18 protein-coding genes and 1 pseudogene are annotated in these 18,097 nt (G+C 58.8%); 6 read left to right on the top strand and 13 right to left on the bottom strand.

Translation table 11 applies throughout. The annotated features are described in order from the left end of the window. The 3 genes and pseudogenes from FHL16_RS29525 to FHL16_RS29515 all read left to right on the top strand — a co-directional run. Window positions 1-294: pseudogene (locus FHL16_RS29525) on the top strand (phage infection protein); the annotation flags it as partial. 198 nt (window positions 295-492) lie between these two features. Beyond that, window positions 493-921 (top strand): nuclear transport factor 2 family protein, encoded by a 429-nt coding sequence (locus tag FHL16_RS29520; RefSeq protein WP_010459164.1) that lies wholly within the window; start codon window positions 493-495, stop codon window positions 919-921. A 109-nt stretch (window positions 922-1,030) separates the two neighbouring features. Next, entirely contained in the window at window positions 1,031-1,483 is a 453-nt protein-coding gene (locus FHL16_RS29515) for a hypothetical protein (protein ID WP_077750118.1), read from the top strand. Between the two features lie 14 nt (window positions 1,484-1,497). On the opposite strand, the gene FHL16_RS29510 is transcribed toward FHL16_RS29515, so the two are convergent. The 3 genes from FHL16_RS29510 to FHL16_RS29500 form a co-directional block, all read right to left on the bottom strand. Continuing rightward, a complete protein-coding gene (locus FHL16_RS29510) occupies window positions 1,498-1,956 on the bottom strand; it encodes a MarR family winged helix-turn-helix transcriptional regulator (protein ID WP_077750117.1) in 459 nt (152 codons plus the stop codon). A 257-nt stretch (window positions 1,957-2,213) separates the two neighbouring features. After that, window positions 2,214-2,708 (bottom strand): cupin domain-containing protein, encoded by a 495-nt coding sequence (locus FHL16_RS29505; RefSeq protein WP_077750116.1) that lies wholly within the window; start codon window positions 2,706-2,708, stop codon window positions 2,214-2,216. Window positions 2,709-2,963: 255 nt separating this feature from the next. After that, the gene (locus FHL16_RS29500; RefSeq protein ID WP_077750115.1) at window positions 2,964-4,823 is read right to left on the bottom strand and encodes an ABC transporter ATP-binding protein; all 1,860 of its coding nucleotides are present in this window, start codon (window positions 4,821-4,823) and stop codon (window positions 2,964-2,966) included. Between the two features lie 276 nt (window positions 4,824-5,099). On the opposite strand from FHL16_RS29500, the gene FHL16_RS29495 reads away from it, so the two are divergent. Continuing rightward, window positions 5,100-5,795 (top strand): tRNA (adenine(22)-N(1))-methyltransferase, encoded by a 696-nt coding sequence (locus tag FHL16_RS29495; protein WP_186353611.1) that lies wholly within the window; start codon window positions 5,100-5,102, stop codon window positions 5,793-5,795. Between the two features lie 59 nt (window positions 5,796-5,854). Here FHL16_RS29495 and FHL16_RS29490 read toward each other — a convergent pair whose 3' ends face one another. From FHL16_RS29490 to FHL16_RS29465, 6 genes are all read right to left on the bottom strand, one after another. Further along, window positions 5,855-6,205, bottom strand: coding sequence for an antibiotic biosynthesis monooxygenase family protein (locus FHL16_RS29490; RefSeq protein ID WP_077750113.1), 351 nt, complete (start codon window positions 6,203-6,205; stop codon window positions 5,855-5,857). Between the two features lie 33 nt (window positions 6,206-6,238). Further along, window positions 6,239-7,222, bottom strand: a complete 984-nt coding sequence (locus tag FHL16_RS29485) for a zinc-dependent alcohol dehydrogenase family protein (RefSeq protein ID WP_077750112.1) — start codon at window positions 7,220-7,222, stop codon at window positions 6,239-6,241. Between the two features lie 65 nt (window positions 7,223-7,287). Next, window positions 7,288-7,590: an ArsR/SmtB family transcription factor gene (locus FHL16_RS29480; protein WP_010459152.1), complete on the bottom strand. Its 303-nt coding sequence runs from the start codon at window positions 7,588-7,590 to the stop codon at window positions 7,288-7,290. Between the two features lie 91 nt (window positions 7,591-7,681). Further along, window positions 7,682-8,608, bottom strand: coding sequence for a Gfo/Idh/MocA family protein (locus tag FHL16_RS29475; RefSeq protein ID WP_077750111.1), 927 nt, complete (start codon window positions 8,606-8,608; stop codon window positions 7,682-7,684). A 227-nt stretch (window positions 8,609-8,835) separates the two neighbouring features. Next, window positions 8,836-9,609, bottom strand: coding sequence for an L-iditol 2-dehydrogenase (locus FHL16_RS29470; protein ID WP_077750110.1), 774 nt, complete (start codon window positions 9,607-9,609; stop codon window positions 8,836-8,838). A gap of 196 nt (window positions 9,610-9,805) precedes the next feature. Next, the gene (locus FHL16_RS29465; protein WP_077750109.1) at window positions 9,806-11,113 is read right to left on the bottom strand and encodes an ABC transporter substrate-binding protein; all 1,308 of its coding nucleotides are present in this window, start codon (window positions 11,111-11,113) and stop codon (window positions 9,806-9,808) included. A gap of 294 nt (window positions 11,114-11,407) precedes the next feature. On the opposite strand from FHL16_RS29465, the gene FHL16_RS29460 reads away from it, so the two are divergent. After that, the gene (locus FHL16_RS29460) at window positions 11,408-12,358 is read left to right on the top strand and encodes a helix-turn-helix domain-containing protein (protein WP_077750108.1); all 951 of its coding nucleotides are present in this window, start codon (window positions 11,408-11,410) and stop codon (window positions 12,356-12,358) included. A 49-nt stretch (window positions 12,359-12,407) separates the two neighbouring features. Here the strand turns inward: FHL16_RS29460 and FHL16_RS29455 are convergent, their stop codons facing one another. The 4 genes from FHL16_RS29455 to FHL16_RS29440 are packed head-to-tail and all read right to left on the bottom strand — an operon-like array spanning window position 12,408 to window position 16,614. Further along, on the bottom strand, window positions 12,408-13,526 hold the full coding sequence (locus tag FHL16_RS29455) for an agmatine deiminase family protein (RefSeq protein WP_077750107.1): 1,119 nt from the start codon (window positions 13,524-13,526) through the stop codon (window positions 12,408-12,410). Between the two features lie 23 nt (window positions 13,527-13,549). Next, entirely contained in the window at window positions 13,550-14,647 is a 1,098-nt protein-coding gene (locus tag FHL16_RS29450; protein WP_077750106.1) for an extracellular solute-binding protein, read from the bottom strand. Window position 14,648: 1 nt separating this feature from the next. Then, window positions 14,649-15,557: an N-carbamoylputrescine amidase gene (aguB, locus tag FHL16_RS29445; RefSeq protein ID WP_077750105.1), complete on the bottom strand. Its 909-nt coding sequence runs from the start codon at window positions 15,555-15,557 to the stop codon at window positions 14,649-14,651. Between the two features lie 4 nt (window positions 15,558-15,561). Beyond that, entirely contained in the window at window positions 15,562-16,614 is a 1,053-nt protein-coding gene (locus FHL16_RS29440) for an agmatine deiminase family protein (protein WP_077750104.1), read from the bottom strand. 134 nt (window positions 16,615-16,748) lie between these two features. On the opposite strand from FHL16_RS29440, the gene FHL16_RS29435 reads away from it, so the two are divergent. Beyond that, entirely contained in the window at window positions 16,749-17,636 is an 888-nt protein-coding gene (locus FHL16_RS29435; RefSeq protein WP_077750103.1) for a LysR substrate-binding domain-containing protein, read from the top strand. Window positions 17,637-18,097: the final 461 nt, after the last annotated feature.

Genomic DNA, 18,097 nt, shown 5'->3' with positions numbered 1-18,097 from the left:
TCATTAAACCGCGTCGCCGAAGGTGGTTCCGACCGTCTGATCGAAAACCGCGTCGCCGAAGGTGGTTCCGACCGTCTGATCGAAAACCGCGTCGCCGAAGGTGGTTCCGACCGTCTGATCGAGAACCGCGTCGCCGAAGGTGGTTCCGACCGTCTGATCGAAAATCGCGTCGCCGAAGGTGGTTCCGACCGTCTGATCGAAAACCGCGTCGCCGAAGGTGGTTCCGACCGTCTCATCGAAAACCGCGTCGCTGAAGGTGGTTCCGACCGCCTGATTGAAAACCGCGTCGCCTGAATGAATGGCTTCACAGCGGTACCCATCAAAAAGCCCGGCCTGACCCGCCGGGCTTTTTCGTGAGCTACTTTTAGTACATTCGCATAGCCGTCAGTCGATCTTGGCGGCACTATCAGGGTCTTGCAGCAAGCCATCGGGCGACACTGCATGTGCAACACTGAAACGTTCTACAGAACAACAAAAATACAGGAGTTGAAAATGTCTGAGCTGAACCTGCACCCCAATGCCGCGCACTCCCTGAAGCAATGGCACGACATGATCCGCAAGGGTGACTTGAGCGCCCTGCCGGAGTTGTTGGACCCACAGGCAGTATTCCGCTCACCGATGGCCCACACGCCCTACCCGGGAGCGGCCGTGGTATCGATGATTCTCAACACGGTAGTCAATGTATTTGAGGATTTTGCCTATCACCGGGAACTGTCGACGGCCGACGGCTTGAGCGTCGTCCTGGAGTTCAGCGCCAAAGTGAACGGTAAAGAGTTAAAGGGTATCGACATGATCCGCTTCAATGAACACGGAAAAATCGTCGAATTCGAGGTGATGGTTCGCCCATTCAGTGCCTTGCAAGCCTTAGGCGAGCAAATGGGACAACGCCTTGGCGCTTTTCTGGCCGCCAGCAAAGCCTGATTGCAAAGCATCGGTTGGGGCGCGGTGCTGCAGGGGGCCGACAGGCAACCCGAGCACCTCGCTCTATACCGGCTAATCACCCATTGCAGTTCTTACGCAGGAGTTGGCAATGAACTTCAGATGCTCACTTGCAACCCTAATGATCAGCGTAAGCCTTTTCGGCTGCGCCACTTCAACAGACCATGGCGTGTCTGTCCCCTTGGTCGCCACCCGACAGAACACCGGGCAGATCGGCAACGTCACGCTGACAAGCTGGGAAAAACAGACCGGACTCAGCTTCTTCATCACGGGAGCTCCCAGCGGAGCGACTTTGCCCTTGCGTCTCTACAGCTTCATCCATAAAGGCACCTGTCAGCAGCCCGGGCCAGTGGCCTTTGCAATGAACGACAAGGTCAACACCCTGCGCGAACCTGTACGCGGCTGGTCGTTCTCAAGAAGTGCACCGATCGCCCTGCAAGACCTGCTTTCCAGCGAGTATTCCATCGTCGTGCGAACGGCTCCGGAGAGTGGCAACGTCGATATTTTTTGCGGTGACATCAAGCAGGGAGGCGCAGTGAAGTAGCCATTCGAAACGGCTTACTCCCTGTCTTTCGTAGTACGGATGAGGTTGTCCCGTAATTTCACAATGGCTTTCTGAATTTGCACGAATTCGTCGGGATCAAGACCGGTTTGCGGGAAGCCTTCTTCCGTGAGGCCTTCACGCAGTTTTCGCCCCTCGCTTGTGAGGCGGATGCGAACCTGCCGCTCGTCTTCCGGGTCGCGCTGGCGCAGCAGATAACCCATCGCCTCCAGTTTCTTCAGGATCGGCGTGAGGGTGTTGGATTCGAGGAACAGCTTTTCGCCAAGGCTGCCAACGGTCTGGTTGTCTTCTTCCCACAGCACCACAAGGGTGATGTATTGCGTGTAGGTAAGTCCGAGCCGTTCAAGCATTGGCTTGTATGCCTTGCCGAAAGCGAGGTTAGAGGAATAGACAGCAAAGCACAGGAAGTCGGAAAGCTTCAGGTCGAGGGCGGCTGTCTTTTCGGTGGATTTCATGAGCGTTCTCTGTGGCCAAAGACGGATGGGCTGCAAAGTCAGACTATACATCGCATGCGATGGTATCGGAAGTGCTCACTGCTACGGCCGCCGCTTTCAGGTCGATCAGGCCTTTGAAGGCCAACGACCGGTCCAACGGGAACGCCCCTTGATCGCGCGGTTCAGATCACTTTCACGCAGGAGCTGACCAGCATGCTGATTTCACACTCGCGCTTGCATCTCCGGGCCAAGGGGTAAGCCTGCCCTGCCCCTCTTCTTCACTTTGACGCATGACGAGGATCGTCACGACGGTCAATGTACTCAAGCCCCAGCGGACCTGTTCCGTACACCTGAGAAATATATTCCCCCGATCTGGCCCAGTGAAAATGCGGCGTATTAGCCGGGAGCACCACTACACTGCCCGGGCCATAAGCGACCAACTTGTCCGGATCAAACACAGACCCAAAACCAATGTAAAACACACCGGACATGACGGTGTATATACGGTCTTCAGGATGGGTATGGGGCATTAACTTCGTGCCATTCGGTACTTTGACTCGCACGACGTAGGGGCCTGGCTTGGCAGGATCACCGACCAGTACAGCCAGTTTTACTTCTTGCGGAAACGCTGGAAAGCTACGCCACTCCACGTCTTCGTTATACAAAGCACCGGTTTTACCGAGCGGCAATGGTTGTGCTTGAACCACCGACAGGGTTGTACACAGGGCAAGAAACGTAGTCAGGCAAGCAGTTTTCATAATGCTCTGAATCATGGGAGGCCCCTGAGAAAAAATGTCCTCTCTACTGTAGGGGTGGCGATCTCCTGTGATAATGCCGCTGATGCGTATTTCAGTTGATACGCAATGTAATCAATTCAATAACAGGTGTCATAACAGCCCCCCGACTCACCGCGATGGCTAGCCCTTTCACTTCGCGAGCGTGTGCGCTGACACAACCTCCAACGGAGGGATGAATTCAGTCCGGGCTCTTGCCAACCAACAGTTCGCCCGGACGCTCACCCTCCCCCCTCACACCTGATCCATCGCCTCGAACACACCCTTGTCCTCACCCAGGAATCCGCCGCTTTGGTGCTGCCACAGCCGCGCATAGACGCCGTTCTTCCCAAGCAATTCGCTGTGAGTGCCCTGTTCGATGATGCGTCCGTCATCCATGACGATGAGTCGGTCCATGGCCGCAATCGTGGACAGCCTATGGGCGATAGCGATCACGGTCTTGCCCTGCATCATTTCATCGAGGCTTTCCTGAATGGCGACTTCGACTTCCGAGTCCAGGGCGCTGGTGGCCTCGTCAAGCAGCAGGATCGGGGCGTTCTTGAGCATCACACGGGCAATCGCGACGCGTTGGCGCTGGCCGCCCGACAGCTTGATGCCGCGCTCACCCACAAGGGTGTCGTAGCCGGTACGGCCCTGCCGGTCGCTCAGTTGGCTAATGAATCCATCGGCCTGGGCATTGGCCGCGGCGCTGCGAATTTGCGCCTCGGTCGCATCGGGACGGCCGTAAGCGATGTTGTCGCGAATAGAACGGTGCAGCAGGGAGGTGTCCTGCGTGACCATGCCGATGGAGCCGCGCAGGCTTTCTTGCGTCACGTGTGCAATGTTTTGGCCGTCAATGCGAATCTCCCCGCTGTCGACGTCGTAGAAGCGCAGTAGCAGGTTGATCAGCGTGGATTTGCCAGCGCCAGAGCGGCCGACCAGGCCGATTTTTTCGCCCGCGCGAATGCTCAGGCTCAGGCCATCGAGCACCTGGCGTTCGCCATTGTAGTTGAAGCTCACCTTATCGAAGGTGACTGCGCCGCCAGAGGTCACCAGCGCGCCCGCGCCCGGTGCATCCTGCACCTTGGCGCCCAGGGTCAGTGTTGCCATGCCGTCCTGTACGGTGCCGATGCTCTCGAACAGCGAGGTCATTTGCCACATGATCCAGTGCGACATGCCATTGATCCGCAGCGCCATGGCGGTGATTGCCGCCACGGCACCCGCGCCAACCTCACCCAGGTGCCATAGCCACAGGGCATAACCACCGGCTGCCATGATCAACGCCACCACCAATGCCTGGTTGACGATCTCGAACTGGCTGACCAGACGCATCTGGCGAAAGCCGGTTTGCTTGAAATCCTCCATCGCGGCACGCGCGAAGTGCGCTTCACGATTGGAGTGGGAGAACAGTTTGACCGTCGTGATGTTGGTGTAGGCGTCCGAGATACGCCCGGTCATCATCGACCGCGCATTGGCCTGTTCCTGCCCGACTTTCCCCAGACGGGGTACGAAGTACAGCATGGCCAGACCGAACAACACGACCCAGGCAACGAACGGCAGCATCAGTTTCAGCGCGAAGCCGCCGGCCAGTGCGATGATCGCGATGAAATACACCCCGATCCCGGGTGCGATCTCGATCAGGGTGAAGAGCACGTCGCGCACCGCTAGCGCCGTCTGCATCACCTTGGTAGTGACTCGGCCGGAAAACTCATCGGAGAAAAACGAAAGGCTTTGCCGCAGCATCAGGCGATGGAAGTCCCAACGTAGCCGCAACGGCAAGTTAATCGCCAATATCTGGTGCTGCACCATGGTGCGCAACGCCACCAGCCCGACACTGGTCACCATGACGATGCCCATGCCCCACAACACGCGACTTTCCTGCGCCGCCGCTTCACCGCCCGCCTGCCAGGTCGAGAGCAGGTCCACGACCTGACCGAGGAAGGAAAACAGCCAGGCTTCGTAGATCGATACACAGGCACTGAGCAACGCAAGCGCAAGGATGTAACCGCGGGCGCCCCGGGTACAGGCCCACAGGAAACGAGCCAGACCGGCGGGTGGTGGTGGTACCTCGTCAGGAGGAAAAGGGTCGAGTCTTCGTTCAAACGCACGAAGCATGGTGTTCTCCAAAACGATCAAGTGGGGGAGATTCTGCCATTGAACGGTTGCTTTGAGGGTTTTGTGAAATTGAGGTAAGCCGCTGCTGGCCGATTGCACCGCCGAACTGACTCAGCAATGACAGAAAGTGCTCGGATTCATGTTCGCTTCGAGCGCCAAGGCACCGGGCGATCCATGGCCCCGGTCGCAGGAATTTGAAATGCACGGCGTTGCTCGACAGAATGGCGCCCCGATTCGGCCAAAGTGCCGGTCGTTTGTGGTGAAAAGGGGTTGCGGTTGAACGAACAGACATTGTCCATGCGCCTGGAACGCGTGGCGGCGCATGTGCCAGCCGGTGCGCGCCTCGCCGATATCGGCTCGGATCACGGCTACCTGCCGGTGGCGTTGATGCGCCGGGGCGTCATCGCATCGGCGGTGGCCGGTGAGGTGGCATTGACGCCGTTCCACTCGGCTGAACGCACCGTGCGCGAGAGCGGTCAAGACCTGCGAATCACCGTGCGCCTGGCCAATGGCCTGGCGGCCATCGAGCCGGAAGACGGGATCACGGCGATCAGCATCTGCGGCATGGGCGGCGAGACGATCCGCGACATCCTCGACAGCGGCAAGGCGCACCTGAGCGGCCAGGAACGCCTGATCCTGCAACCCAACGGCGGCGAGCAGCCGTTGCGCCAATGGCTGATGGACAACGGCTACCGCATCCTCTGCGAGGAACTGCTGCGGGAAAACCGCTTTGACTACGAAATCATCGTCGCCGAGCGCGCCTCTGCGGTGACGTACACCGCCGAGGAGTTGTACTTCGGCCCGCTGCAGATGCAGGCACGCAGCCCGGCGTTCCTGCTCAAGTGGCAGCGCATCTTGCGCCACAAGCAGCAGACCCTGACCCACTTCGCCCGTGCGCGGCAGGCCGTGCCCGAGGCGAAGCTGCAAGAGATCGCCCGGCAGGCCCGATGGATCACCGAGCTGCTGGCTTGAGATTGTGCAGGGCTTACGCGAACAGTGCAGAGCGGTGATCCGGCAAAGCTAAAAACACCTCAGACAACAGCATTCCCCATGCCGGCGGCGCTGTTCGGATCATCATATTCGCCTGTAGCAAAGGCTCCACCCTCGAGGTGATAGACCGTCGGTTCCTCCGAAAAATATTCCTCCAAGCCCATCATGAATATCCGATGGTCTTCACTCGCCTCGAAGCCCGGCGTGTGATCCTCGAGTGATTGCCATCGCACGATCAGGTTGAATAGCTGGGGAGTTTCGATCCCTTGAGCGAGCAAGTGACCGCGGTAACCCTTTGCGCGGCTGAGCAAAGGAGCGACCTCGGCAAATGCACGCCTGAACGTTTCAATCTGTTCTTTGTGCACGGGTAGCACAGCGATTTCGTAAATCATGGCGTTCCCTTAAAGTGAGTTCAACGGTCAAAATTACGCACTGACGAGATGGGACGATGGCCCTACTGCAATCGCGATTTTTCCTTGAACACCGTTGTTGGGCCTCTCCAGAAGGGCATGGGCGAGCGCAATGTCGGCAAGCGAATAGACAGCGCCAACGTGCGGCCGCAGCTGACCGCGTTCTATCAATGCGCTCAACTCATCAAGCTTGCCGCGGTTTTGTCTTGTGAAAACGAAGTGATAACTCGCGTTCTTGCCCCAGGCCTGAACGACGTTTTGTGGCTGGGCAATGTCCACAATCGAGACAACGCGGCCCAGTTGTGCGAGCACGTCGGGGCTACGCGACAGTGTGTTGCCGCCGATGGTGTCGAACACGACATCGACTCCGCGACCACCGGTTTCCCGGATGATGGCGTCGACGTAATCCTCCTTTTCGTAGTCGATGATCACGTCGGCACCCATACTTCGAGCGAACTCAACGTTTGCTTCGCGCACAGTCGTGAACACCCTTGCGCCCATGGCTTTTGCCAGCTGGATCGCCACATGACCGACGCCTCCCGCGCCGCCGTGGACCAGGATGCTTTCCCCCACTCGGAGCTCAGCACGCACAGCCAGTGCTTCCCACGCCGTTCCTCCGACCAGACTCAGGCTTGCCGCCTCAAGATGGCTGATCGAGGGAGGCTTCTTCCCGACAATGCTTTCGGCAGCAACGTGGTACTCGGCATAACTGCCTGGCCCGTCGAATATTTGCGGGGTGTACCAGACTTCGTCTCCCGGGGCGAAGGTCGTCACACCCGGCCCAACGGCTTCGACAACGCCAGATACGTCGTGTCCGGTAATGGCTGGCAGTTGCACCAGATCGGGATAATCGCCACGTCGTACCTGGTAATCCAGCGGATTGATGGAGGTTGCGTGTACCCGGACCAGGACCTGTCCTGTGTGCGGTACTGGCTTGGGCACGTCACGAAGTTCGAACGATTCCGGGCCGCCAAATGATTTGAGTATGAGCGCTTTCATGGTCAATCCTCGTTTCGACAAAAAGGGATATCGGGATTTCTCGATATCTTACGGTAAAAAAATAGCTACAGCTCTTTCCCCATGAGCTCGACAAGAGCACTGATGGTTGCTTCATTGCGCTTGTAGTAGGTCCACTGACCGATGCGCCTGACCTCGACCAGGCCCACTCGTTGCAGCGTTGCCAAATAATCAGACACCGTCGACTGCGACAGGCCGACGCCTTCTTGAATACTACTGACGCAGACGCCCACCGTATGAACGTCACCTTCATCCTGCGGAGGGAAGTTCTTGGCTGGATCCTTCAAACCTTTCAAGATTTCAAGGCGTGTACGGTTTGAGAGGGCTTTGAATATTTCGAGTAATTCCATAACACGAAGATATCGATATTTACCGATATGTCAATACATCAATACGAGAGCAAGCGGCTGACGCTTGCCTCACCCTTTGACCGAGCAGCCGTTAATCGTAGAACGGCTCGACCGATACCCGACTGCCGACAAAAAAGCTGTCAGCCACCAGTCGCAGCGGCTGGAGGTCCAGGTCACTGGTTTTGTCGCCAATCAGCTGTTGGAAATGTCGGTACACCGCCGCGTACTCGCCCTCCTCCGAGACGGCTTGACGCACGCCATCGATACTCAGCAGTGCGCCACCGTTGTCCAGTCGCAGGGTGCCTTCGGTGCAGCGAATCTCAATGCTCCAGAGTTCGTCATGACCGTGGTCGAAATCGAACTCTGCGCGCACGTCGAGGTGACGCGCGTCAGACATTTTGATCGAAGCGGCAATCGGCGACTGGCAGTTATTGGGGACTCGCAGTTCAGCAGACTCGACAAACAGCGGCAGCGCCAACAGATGGGTTGCAATCGACAACGCGTTGATACCGGGATCGAAGACGCCCAGGCCGCCCGGTTGCCAGATCCACGCCTGACCGGGGTGCCATTTGCGTACGTCTTCCTTCCAGTCGATCTGCACGCTGTGCAGGGTGCGGGTAGCCAGCCACGCACGGGCGGCTTCGATACCGGGCGCATAGCGTGAATGCCAGGCGAACAATCCGCTGACGCCTTGCTCCTGCACCTGGCTCACCAATGCCATCGCTTCACCCAGCGTGGCGCACGGCGGTTTTTCGACCAGCACGTGTTTGCCGGCGGCCAGCGCTTGTTGCACCAGCGCGAAGCGGCCTTGTGGCGGTGTGCAAAACGCAATCGCATCGACCTGCGGGCCCTTGTCGAGCAACTCGCCCAGGGACCGAAAGTTCTCGACCCCGGCGCAGGGCTGGCCTTGCGTGGCGACAGAAACCAACTGGAACGCGGGGTTGGCGTTGATAGCGGGGACGTGTTGATCCTGGGCAATCTTGCCGTAGCCCACCAGACCGAGACGGATCGGTTGCATCAATGACTCCTGTTTTTTTGTTTTTCTTGATACGCGAATCGGCAAGATTACGTTTGTGTGGCGGGGAAGTCATTGATGATGTGCTGACGTTTCATCTGGCACGCGAGCTGGAGCGATGCTATCCCTGCCAACGGACGCCGCGGGTCGATAGCGGCCCGCCACCGACGCCCCCCTGAACCCGGCGTGGCGAAGGCATTGCCCCGCCGCCACGCCAGCGCAAAAACAGGTCAGCTCATCCAGTTACCACCGTCGACATTGTAGGTCTGAGCCACCACATATTCGCTCTCGGACGACGCGAGGAAAATCGCCATGCCCGTCAGGTCCTCAGCGGTGCCCATCCGCCCAAAAGGCACTTCCTGCCCCACGCGCTTTTTCTTTTCACCCAATGGCCGGTTCTCATAGCGGGCAAACATTGCATCGACGCCGTCCCAATGCTCGCCATCGACGACACCTGGGGCGATGGCATTCACATTGATGCCATGCTTGATCAGGTCCAGCCCTGCGGATTGGGTAAGGCTGATCACCGCCGCTTTGGTCGCGCAATACACCCCCACGAGGGCCTCCCCTCTTCGTCCGGCCTGGCTGGCCATGTTGATGATCTTGCCGCCATGCCCCTGAATGATCATCTGACGGGCCGCTGCCTGCAGGGTGAAAAGCGTTCCTGCCACATTGATCGAAAACAGACGCTCGAAGCTGTCGCGGGTGATATCGACAATGGGTGCAAGGTCGAACAGTGCGGCGTTGTTGATCAAGATATCCAGCTTGCCGGTCTGCGCGATGACAGCGGCGATGGCCGCATCGATGGACGCCTGGCGGGTAACGTCCATCTCGACAGCGTATGCGTCAGGCCCCAGCTCGGTGGCCGTGGCTTGGGCACGCTCCAGGTTGATGTCCGCGATAGCGACGGTCGCTCCCTCGCGAATGTAAGCCTGGGCAAAGGAACGTCCAATGCCTCGGGCAGCCCCTGTGACAAGCGCGCTTTTTCCTTCGAGTCGTTTCATTGATGGTTCATCCGTTTTCTAACATTCGGGTAAGCCCGATCAAGGGCAGGCGGGGTGTAGCGTTCAGGCAGCGAGACGCATCAGGACAGACCCGCTCCCACATTAATTGCGCAATCCTGTGGGCGCGTGGCTTGTCCGCGATGGAGGCCACTCGGTGTCCAGACAAACCAGGACAGTGGCCCCGATGCACCGTTGGCTACTTGGGATAACCGGCGCGTTTCATTTCACGTTCGGTGGAGGTCTGTGCGGCAGCGAGTGCCTGATCGACAGACATTTGCCCCGTCAGCGCAGCGGAAAACAGTTTCCCCACGGAGGTGCCTATCGCCTGGAACTCAGGAATCGTGACGTACTGGATGCCGACGTAAGGAACCGGCTTGATCGAGGGGTGTGCAGGGTCAGCGTGCTGCATCATCTGCAAGGTCACTTGCGCGAAAGGCGCCGCTTGCAGATAGGCCTCGTTGTACGTGGATTGACGCGTGCCTGGCGGAACATTGGCGATGCCGTCTTTTTCAGCGACCAGCTGAATGTATTCTTTCGACGTGGCCCACGTGATGAACGCCTTGGCTGTCTCTTTATGCTTGGAGGTGGCCGGTATCGCCAGCGACCACGCATACAGCCACGACGAACCCTTGTCGGTGACCTGCGTCGGTGCCGGGGCAAAGCCAACGCGGTCGACGACGTTGCTCTGTTCCTTGTCCGTCGTGAAAGATCCCGCCACGCTGGCATCCACCCAGATCGCGCACTTGCCGCTGTTGAACAGCGCGAGGCTCTCGTTGAAGCCATTGCTCGACACACCGGGTGGCCCATACTTTTTCAGGGTGTCGACGTAGAAGTGCGCCGCGGCGGTCCACTCCGGGCTGGCCAGCTCCGGCTGCCACTGTTCATCGAACCAGCGGGCGCCAAAGGCATTGGCCATGGTGCTCAACAACGCAATGTTCTCACCCCACCCTGCCTTGCCCCGCAGGCACATGCCGTACTGTCCTTTATCGGGTTCGTGCAGCCTGGAGGCGAACTCGCCGAGCTGCGTCCAGGTCGGATGCTCCGGCATGGTCAACCCGGCGCCCTTGAACAGGTCGGAGCGGTAATAAGTGATCGTGCTTTCACCATAGAAAGGCAAGGCATAGAGCGTGTTGTCGACCGACAAGCCCTGGCGTACCGACGGGAAGATGTCTTGCAGATCGTAGGCCGGCGGCAGTGCCGTGATCGGCTCAAGCCAATGCTTGGCACCCCACAGCGGTGTTTCATAAGTACCAATTGTCAGCACGTCGAACTGCCCGCCCTGAGTCGCGATATCGGTGGTCAGGCGCTGACGCAGGACGTTTTCTTCCAGCACCACCCAGTTGAGCTTCACGTCGGGGTGCTGCTGCTCAAAGATCTTGGAGAGCCGCTGCATCCGGATCATATCGCCATTGTTCACAGTGGCGATGGTGACCGTTTCGGCTGCGTGACTGACGAGGGCAAAAGACAGGCCGGCAAAAATGTACAGTGCGTTCGGGATGGTCATCGTAGTGCTCTCCGCTTCGCGCCCTGGACGACGGAAGCTATTATTTTTGTTGTTAACCATTGCCGGGCAAATACAGCTGCGCAGCCGTGGTGGACGGCTTGATTACACCAGCTTGGAAAACCCCGGACAAACGCACAGAGGACGGCAACCCGATACTTTTTTTACCGTCCCCGGGACACAGCCTGGCGATCAAAAAAGTATCAGTGCCAAGCAATCCCCGAGCTAGCAAGCGCCAGGCAGGAAGGCGTATGTTGCCTGCATACGAACAACAAATAACAAAGAAAGAGACCTGCCATGCCTGATAGCCGAGCCGCGCTGTTTGAACAGCGCCCCGCCGAACTGGAGGTCATTCTTCCCGAGCCCGATCATTGTTTTCGCTGGTATGAACACGACTACCCCTACTCCCTGGCTCGCTGGAATCACCACCCGGAATTCGAAATCCATCTGATCCGCCAAGGCAGCGGCAAGCTGGTTGCGGGCGATTACATCGGCGCATTCGGTGCCGGACATGTGGCGCTGATCGGCCCTGATCTGCCCCATGACTGGATAGGCGATCTGGCACCCGGCGAGTTCCTGGCAGGACGCGATGTGGTTCTGCAATTCGACGGTGCCGCGATTCTGGCCTTGCGTGAAACGATGCCCGAACTGGGCGAGCTTCAGCACCTGTTTGAACGTGCACGCCGGGGCCTGGAGTTCTGCGGCGCAACGGCTGTGCAGGCCGCACATCTGCTGGAAGACATTGGCCCCGCTCAGGGGCTCGAACGCCTGATTCTGTTTCTGCAACTGATCAATGCACTGATGAAAGCACCCTCCCAAGACGTCCATGTGCTCGCCAGCGCTTACTACGCGCCAACCCTGGATGCCCAAAGCTCCGAGCGCATCCACAAGGCCTTTGACTACTTGTTGACCGAGCTCACAGGCGACATTCGCCTATCGGTGATTGCCCAGCGCCTGAACATGAGCGAGCCCGGTTTTTCGCGCTTCTTCAAGCGAGTCACCGGCCACGGTTTCATCGACCTGATGCGCAAGCTCAGGGTTCAGCGTGCCTGCCGGCTACTGTTGCAAACCGAGATGTCAGTGGCGGGCATCTGTTTTGAAGTGGGCTATGAAAACCTGTCCAACTTCAATCGGCACTTCCGTATCGAAATGGACCAGACCCCGAGTGAATACCGTCGCGGTTCGACGATGACCCTGTTCAATCGCAACGGTCCCCACGCCTCCCTGCCGTTCACCAAAGCCCATTGAATGAGCGATGCGAGCCAGTCGGTTCAACCTGGACTCGCTTCCATTGCGCTCAAACCGCCGGCTGATGACTGGTCACACAGTGAATCCCTCCGCCACCCGCCGCGACGGCGTCGATATTGAGCTGTACCACCTCCCGGTCCGGGTACAGCTGCGACAACAGTTCAAAGGCCTTCGTATCCGCCGCTTTGTCACCAAACTCGGGCGCAATGACCGCGCCATTCACCAGAAAGTAGTTGATGTATCCGGCAGCAAAGTCCGGGTTGTTGCGGGTGAACTGACTTTTGCGCGGATTGAGCGGTGGCGACAAGGTATGCACCTGCAGCTTGCGGCCATCCGCATCGGTGGCGTTTTTGAGGATGTCCAGGTGCGCCAATGTCACGTTCCGGTCGTATGAATCGGGGTCGTTGTCGAGGTTGGCGACCACCACGCCCGGCTTGACGAACCGCGCGTAGAAATCAACGTGAGCGTCGGTGATGTCCTTGCCCTTGATGCCCGGCAACCAGATTATTTTGCGCAACCCCAAACGGTCTTTCAGTTCCTGCTCGACCTCGGCTTTGGTCCAGTCGGGGTTGCGGTTGCGGTTGATCCAGCTGCTTTCGGTCATGATCCCCGTGCCGTGGCCATCCACTTCGATACCGCCGCCCTCGCCCACCAGTTCGCTGCGCAGATAACGTGCCTGCGTAGTCTCGGCCACCAAAGCGGCCACTTGCGCATCCTCGTCATGCTGCTGTTTGTTGCCCCAGCCGTTGAAGTTGAAATCAACGGCGCCGAGTCCGCCTTCGCCATCGATGACAAAATTGGCGCTGATATCGCGCATCCAGATGTCGTCAAGCTCAGTGGTGACGTAGGTGATATTGGCCGTGCCGCACTGTCGTTCGGCCAGACGCCGCTCGCCCTGGCGGCAGAACACGGTGACCGGCTCATAGCGGGCGATGGTGCGGGCGATCAGGCCCATGGTCGCTTGCACTTCGGGCGTGAAATCCTCCCAGATGGCGCTCTGTGCGCCAAACGCGATGAAGGCCCGTTCATGTCGGTCGCCCTCGTCCGGCATGCGCCAACGACCTTGTGTCGCTGCGTGCACGGGCGCAAAGCTGAAGCCGAGGGAAGCTGCGGCGCCGAGACCGGCAATCACCGACACCTGCTTGATGAAATCCCGACGTGTCGGCATGTGTTGATCCTTGTCTGAAGCACTCATTTCGCTGTCGCCGTCTTGAATTTGGTCCAGGTGCGCATCCGCGCCCGCATGTCGGATTGGGGAATGTCCTTGCCCGGAATCAGCCGCGCATAGGTGGCCTCATCGAGGTAAATATCCGGGTTGTTGCGCATCGTCGCATCGACGTCCGGGCGGGCCTTGGCGTTGGATGTCGGGTAGCCGGTGAAATTGCTGATGGCCGCCATGTTCTGCGGGCGCATGACGAAGTTGATGAACGCGTAGGCGTACTCCGGGTGTTTGGCGTCGACCGGAATGGCCATGGTGTCCATCCACACGGTCGTGCCTTCGCGGGGAATGCGGTACTCGAATCGGGTGTGCTTGCCGGCGCTGTCCGAGGTGCGTTGTGCCTGGGTCATGTCACCGCTGTAACCGAGGGACAGGCACAGGTTGCCGTTGACCAGATCGGTCACGGGTTGCGACTGGAATTTGCGAATGTGCGGTCGCAGCTTCATCAGCAACTCACTCGCTGCGGCCAGGTCTTCAGGCTTGGCGCTGCGCGGTTCACGCCCGAGGTAGTTGAGCACCACCGCCAGCACTTCGTCCGGCGAGTCGATCATCGAGATGCCGCAATCGGCAAATTTCGCCGCCAGTTCCGGTTTGAACAGCATGTCCAGGCTGTTGACCGGGGCGTCGGGCGAACGCTGTTTGACCTGTTCGTCATTGTAGGTCAGGCCGATGGTGCCCCAGGTGTAGGGGACGGTGGCCTGGCTCGACGTTTCGTACTGCCTGCGCAGCTTCTGCAAACCGGGTTCGATGTCGTCCACAGCGGTGAGTTTTGAGCGATCCAGCGGCAGCAGGCTGCCGGCGCGCATCAAGCGTTCGGCGACGGTGTCGCCGGGGAAGATCAGGTCATAACCACTGCCGCCGGCGAGCATCTTGGCCTCCAGGGTTTCGCTGCCGTCCATGACGTCGTAGATCACTTTGATCCCGGTTTCGGCAGTGAATCTGGCGAGGGTGTCTTCGGCGAAGTAATCGGCCCAGTTGTAGAGCCGCAGGGTCTTCTCTTCGGCGTGCAGCGGCGACGAGGCGATTGCCCATCCCAAGGCGCCGAGCAACAGCTTGCGGGGAATGCGCATATCAAACTCCTTGAGTGTTCCAGCGTGCATGAAGGTGACGACCGTCCTGACTCAGCAACGCCCCGTACATGTCCGGGCGACGGTCGCGGTAGATGCCCCAGCTCAGGCGTTCTTCGCGCATGGCGTGCAAGTCCAGGCTGTGGACCAGCACGCCGCTGCTGTCGCGATCAGCCTCGGCGAGCAACTTGCCCTTGTGGTTGCAGATAAACGACGAGCCGTAGAAGCTCATTTGCAAGGCCGCATCGGTGGTCGCCACCTCACGACCGACGCGATTGGCCGCCACCACCGGCAGGATGTTCGCAGCGGCATGGCCACGCATGGTCATCTGCCAGTGGTCACGGGAATCCAGCGCTGCACACCCCGGCTCAGAGCCGATGGCGGTGGGAAACAGCAAGACTTCGGCGCCCATCAACGCCAGGCAGCGGGCGGTCTCGGGGAACCACTGATCCCAGCAGATCCCGACGCCGAGGCGCCCGAACGCCGTGTCCCAGACACGGAAACCGGTGTCGCCGGGGCTGAAGTATTCCTTCTCCTGGTAACCGATGGCGTTGGGGATGTGGGTCTTGCGATACACCCCCAGCAAGCGCCCGTCGGCGTCGGCCACGCTCAGGGAATTGAAGTAGGCATTGCCAGCCTTCTCGAACCAGCTCAGCGGCAACACCACCCCCAACTCCTTGGCCAGCGCAGCAAAGCGTTTGAGTACGCCGCTGTATCGATACTCTTCGGCCAACGCCAAATGTTTATGGCTTTGCTCGATGCAGAAATACGGCGTAGCGAACAGCTCCTGTAACAGAATGACCTGGGCGCCCTTCGCGGCCGCCTCACGGATCAGTCGCTCGGCCTGATCGAGATTGTTCGGCAAGTCCCAAGTGCACGGCATCTGGGTGGTAGCAATCGTCAACAGGGTCATGGCATCACTCCTGCACGGGCCAGGCGGGCTGCTGCTGGGTGATGCAATGCACCCCGCCGCCGCCATGGGCCAGGTGATTGATCCGCACCGGCACCACCTCGCGCTCCGGGAACGCCCGGGCCAACACTTCGGCCGCCGCATGGTCGGCGTCGATGCCATAGGCCGGCATGATGATCGCGTGGTTGGCGATGTAGAAGTTGGTGTACGAGGCACAGAACACTTCGGCTTCGGTGTCCACGGCATCGGTGGCTTCATAGAGCTCGATCAGCTCGAACGTGCGCCCGTGGGCATCGGTGGCCAGCTCCAGTGCGCGACGGTTTTCCCGTGCAACCTCGGCGTACACCGAATCTTTGTCGTGGGTGGCATCCACCAGCAACACGCCGGGGCGGGCGAAGGCGCAGACGCCATCGACGTGGCCGTCAGTCATGTCACCCGTCACGTAGTCCGGGTCACCCGGCAACCAGATGGTTTTCTTCACCCCCAGCAGACGGGTGAAGATTTCCTCGATCTCGACCTTGGTCATGCCCGGGTTGCGATTGGGGTTGAGCAACACCGATTCGGTGGTGATCAGCGTGCCCTCGCCGTCGACATGAATCGCACCGCCTTCGTTGCTCAGCGGGGTGCCAAAGCACGGCACGCCGAGGCGATTGAGTGCGCGGCGCGCCAGGCTTTCGTCGAGGTTATGCAGCGACTTGCCGCCCCAGGCATTGAAGCGCCAGCTCACCCCGCCCAGACCGTGTTGCGGATGGCAGACGAAGCTCGGGCCGGAGTCGCGGCACCAACTGTCGTTCACGGCCAATTCGATCAATTCGATGTTGGGCCCACACAGCGCTTTGGCACTCGCAACGGCCGACGGGTCGACCACCATTTTCACCGGTTCGAACCGGGCAATGGCGTTGGCCACCCGGGCGAAATCCTCCTGCACCAACGGCAAGGTGACGCCCCAGCCCGACTCCCAAAGCGCCTGGTTGTGTGGCCAGACCATCCAGGTCGCGGCGTGCTTCACCCACTCTGCCGGCATCCACCAGCCACTGTTCTGAAGTTCGTTCTGCTGCATGACAAGCACCCTTGAGTTAAGTCATTGTGTTCAATGAAAACTGCCTTCGCGGTCTTGGCATGCATGCTACGGCCGTAAAACAAGGCCAACAAACGATGGATTTTGTAGAAAAGTGATTAGAGGAACTTATCGATATGCTCAAGCACTGGCCCCCGCTCAACACCCTTCGCGGCTTTGAAGCCGCAGCCCGCCTGGGCAGTTTTCACAAGGCGGCCGACGAGCTGCATCTGACCCAATCGGCGATCAGCCAGCAGATCCGCACGCTTGAGGCGTACCTTGAGCAGCCGTTGTTTTTTCGCAGTGGACGCAGCGTCAGTCTGACCGATGCCGGCCACGATCTGCTCAGCACCACCCAGGCGTTATTGCAGCAACTGGCGGTCGGCATTCGTCGCCTCGGGCAATACCAGAAACCCAACCAACTGGTGCTCAACACCACGCCGACATTCGCCCGCCATTGGTTGCTGCCGCGTCTGGGGGATTTTCGTCGTCAGCACCCGGAGGTCGACCTGTGGATTTTCAGCACCGATGAAGTCCCGGACATGACCACCCAGACCATCGACCTCGCGGTGCGTGACGACATCAGTTCCCAGGCCGAGTGCAGCTTCAAGGTGTTGCACGCCGACCGCCTGTACCCGGCGTGTCATCCAGACGTGTTGACGGTGCCCGTCGAGCAGCGCACCACCCTTCACGGAGAGCGGGAGATGGACTGGAGTCATTGGGCGGTGGAGGCCGGGATTGATGTCGGGCAGAAGGATCAGGGGCTGAATTTCTCCGACCCCGGCCTGCTGCTGGACGCCGCCTGCGCGGGGCTCGGCATCGCCCTGGTCAGTCAGTTGCTGAGTCGGCCGGCACGTGACAGCGGACTGTTGCAGCCCTTGGTGGAAGACACCATTCGCGGCCCGAACTGGGCCTTGCTGACCCATCGTGACAGCGAGAACAATCCGCTGGCGCGAAGCTTCGTCGAGTGGCTGTTGAGTAACCTGGACGCAAAGAGCCAGACGTCTCCCGCACTTGCAATATGAAAGGGGACTCGGCTAATGGCCAGTATTCTCAGCCAAGTCCGTTGATGAAGCTCATATTGAACAACAGAACACTCAACCTAGTGCTATTGAGAGATAGTCGCTTACAAGAAACTTAATTAGTTCAAAAGAACTTCCAGTGCGCCATGACATTATTCAGGCGCCATTTAAGTGACTTGTATTTCACAAAAAACACTCGCTAATGCCGCCGACCGAGACTGCAACAATCATTCAAAAATTCAAACACACCGACGAATGGACTTTAAATATTTAAATCCTTTAAAAACAATAACTTAATATTCTATTACCAACTAAAACAAAACCCCTTCAGAAAAACACAAAACCAAAAAAAGACAGGGATCAGTTATAAAAGTTTCAAACTCATTTAATAAATAATAAATTCCATGTAACGCTTTAAAACATCTCTCTTCAATGCTAATAATTCCGCCGCTTCCGGGCTTACA

The sequence above is a fragment of the Pseudomonas sp. FSL W5-0299 genome (assembly GCF_005930655.1).
Classification (GTDB): Bacteria; Pseudomonadota; Gammaproteobacteria; order Pseudomonadales; family Pseudomonadaceae; genus Aquipseudomonas; species Aquipseudomonas mandelii.
The sequence above is the reverse complement of the archived record's forward strand: the minus strand, read 5'-3'. Positions and strand labels throughout refer to the sequence as shown.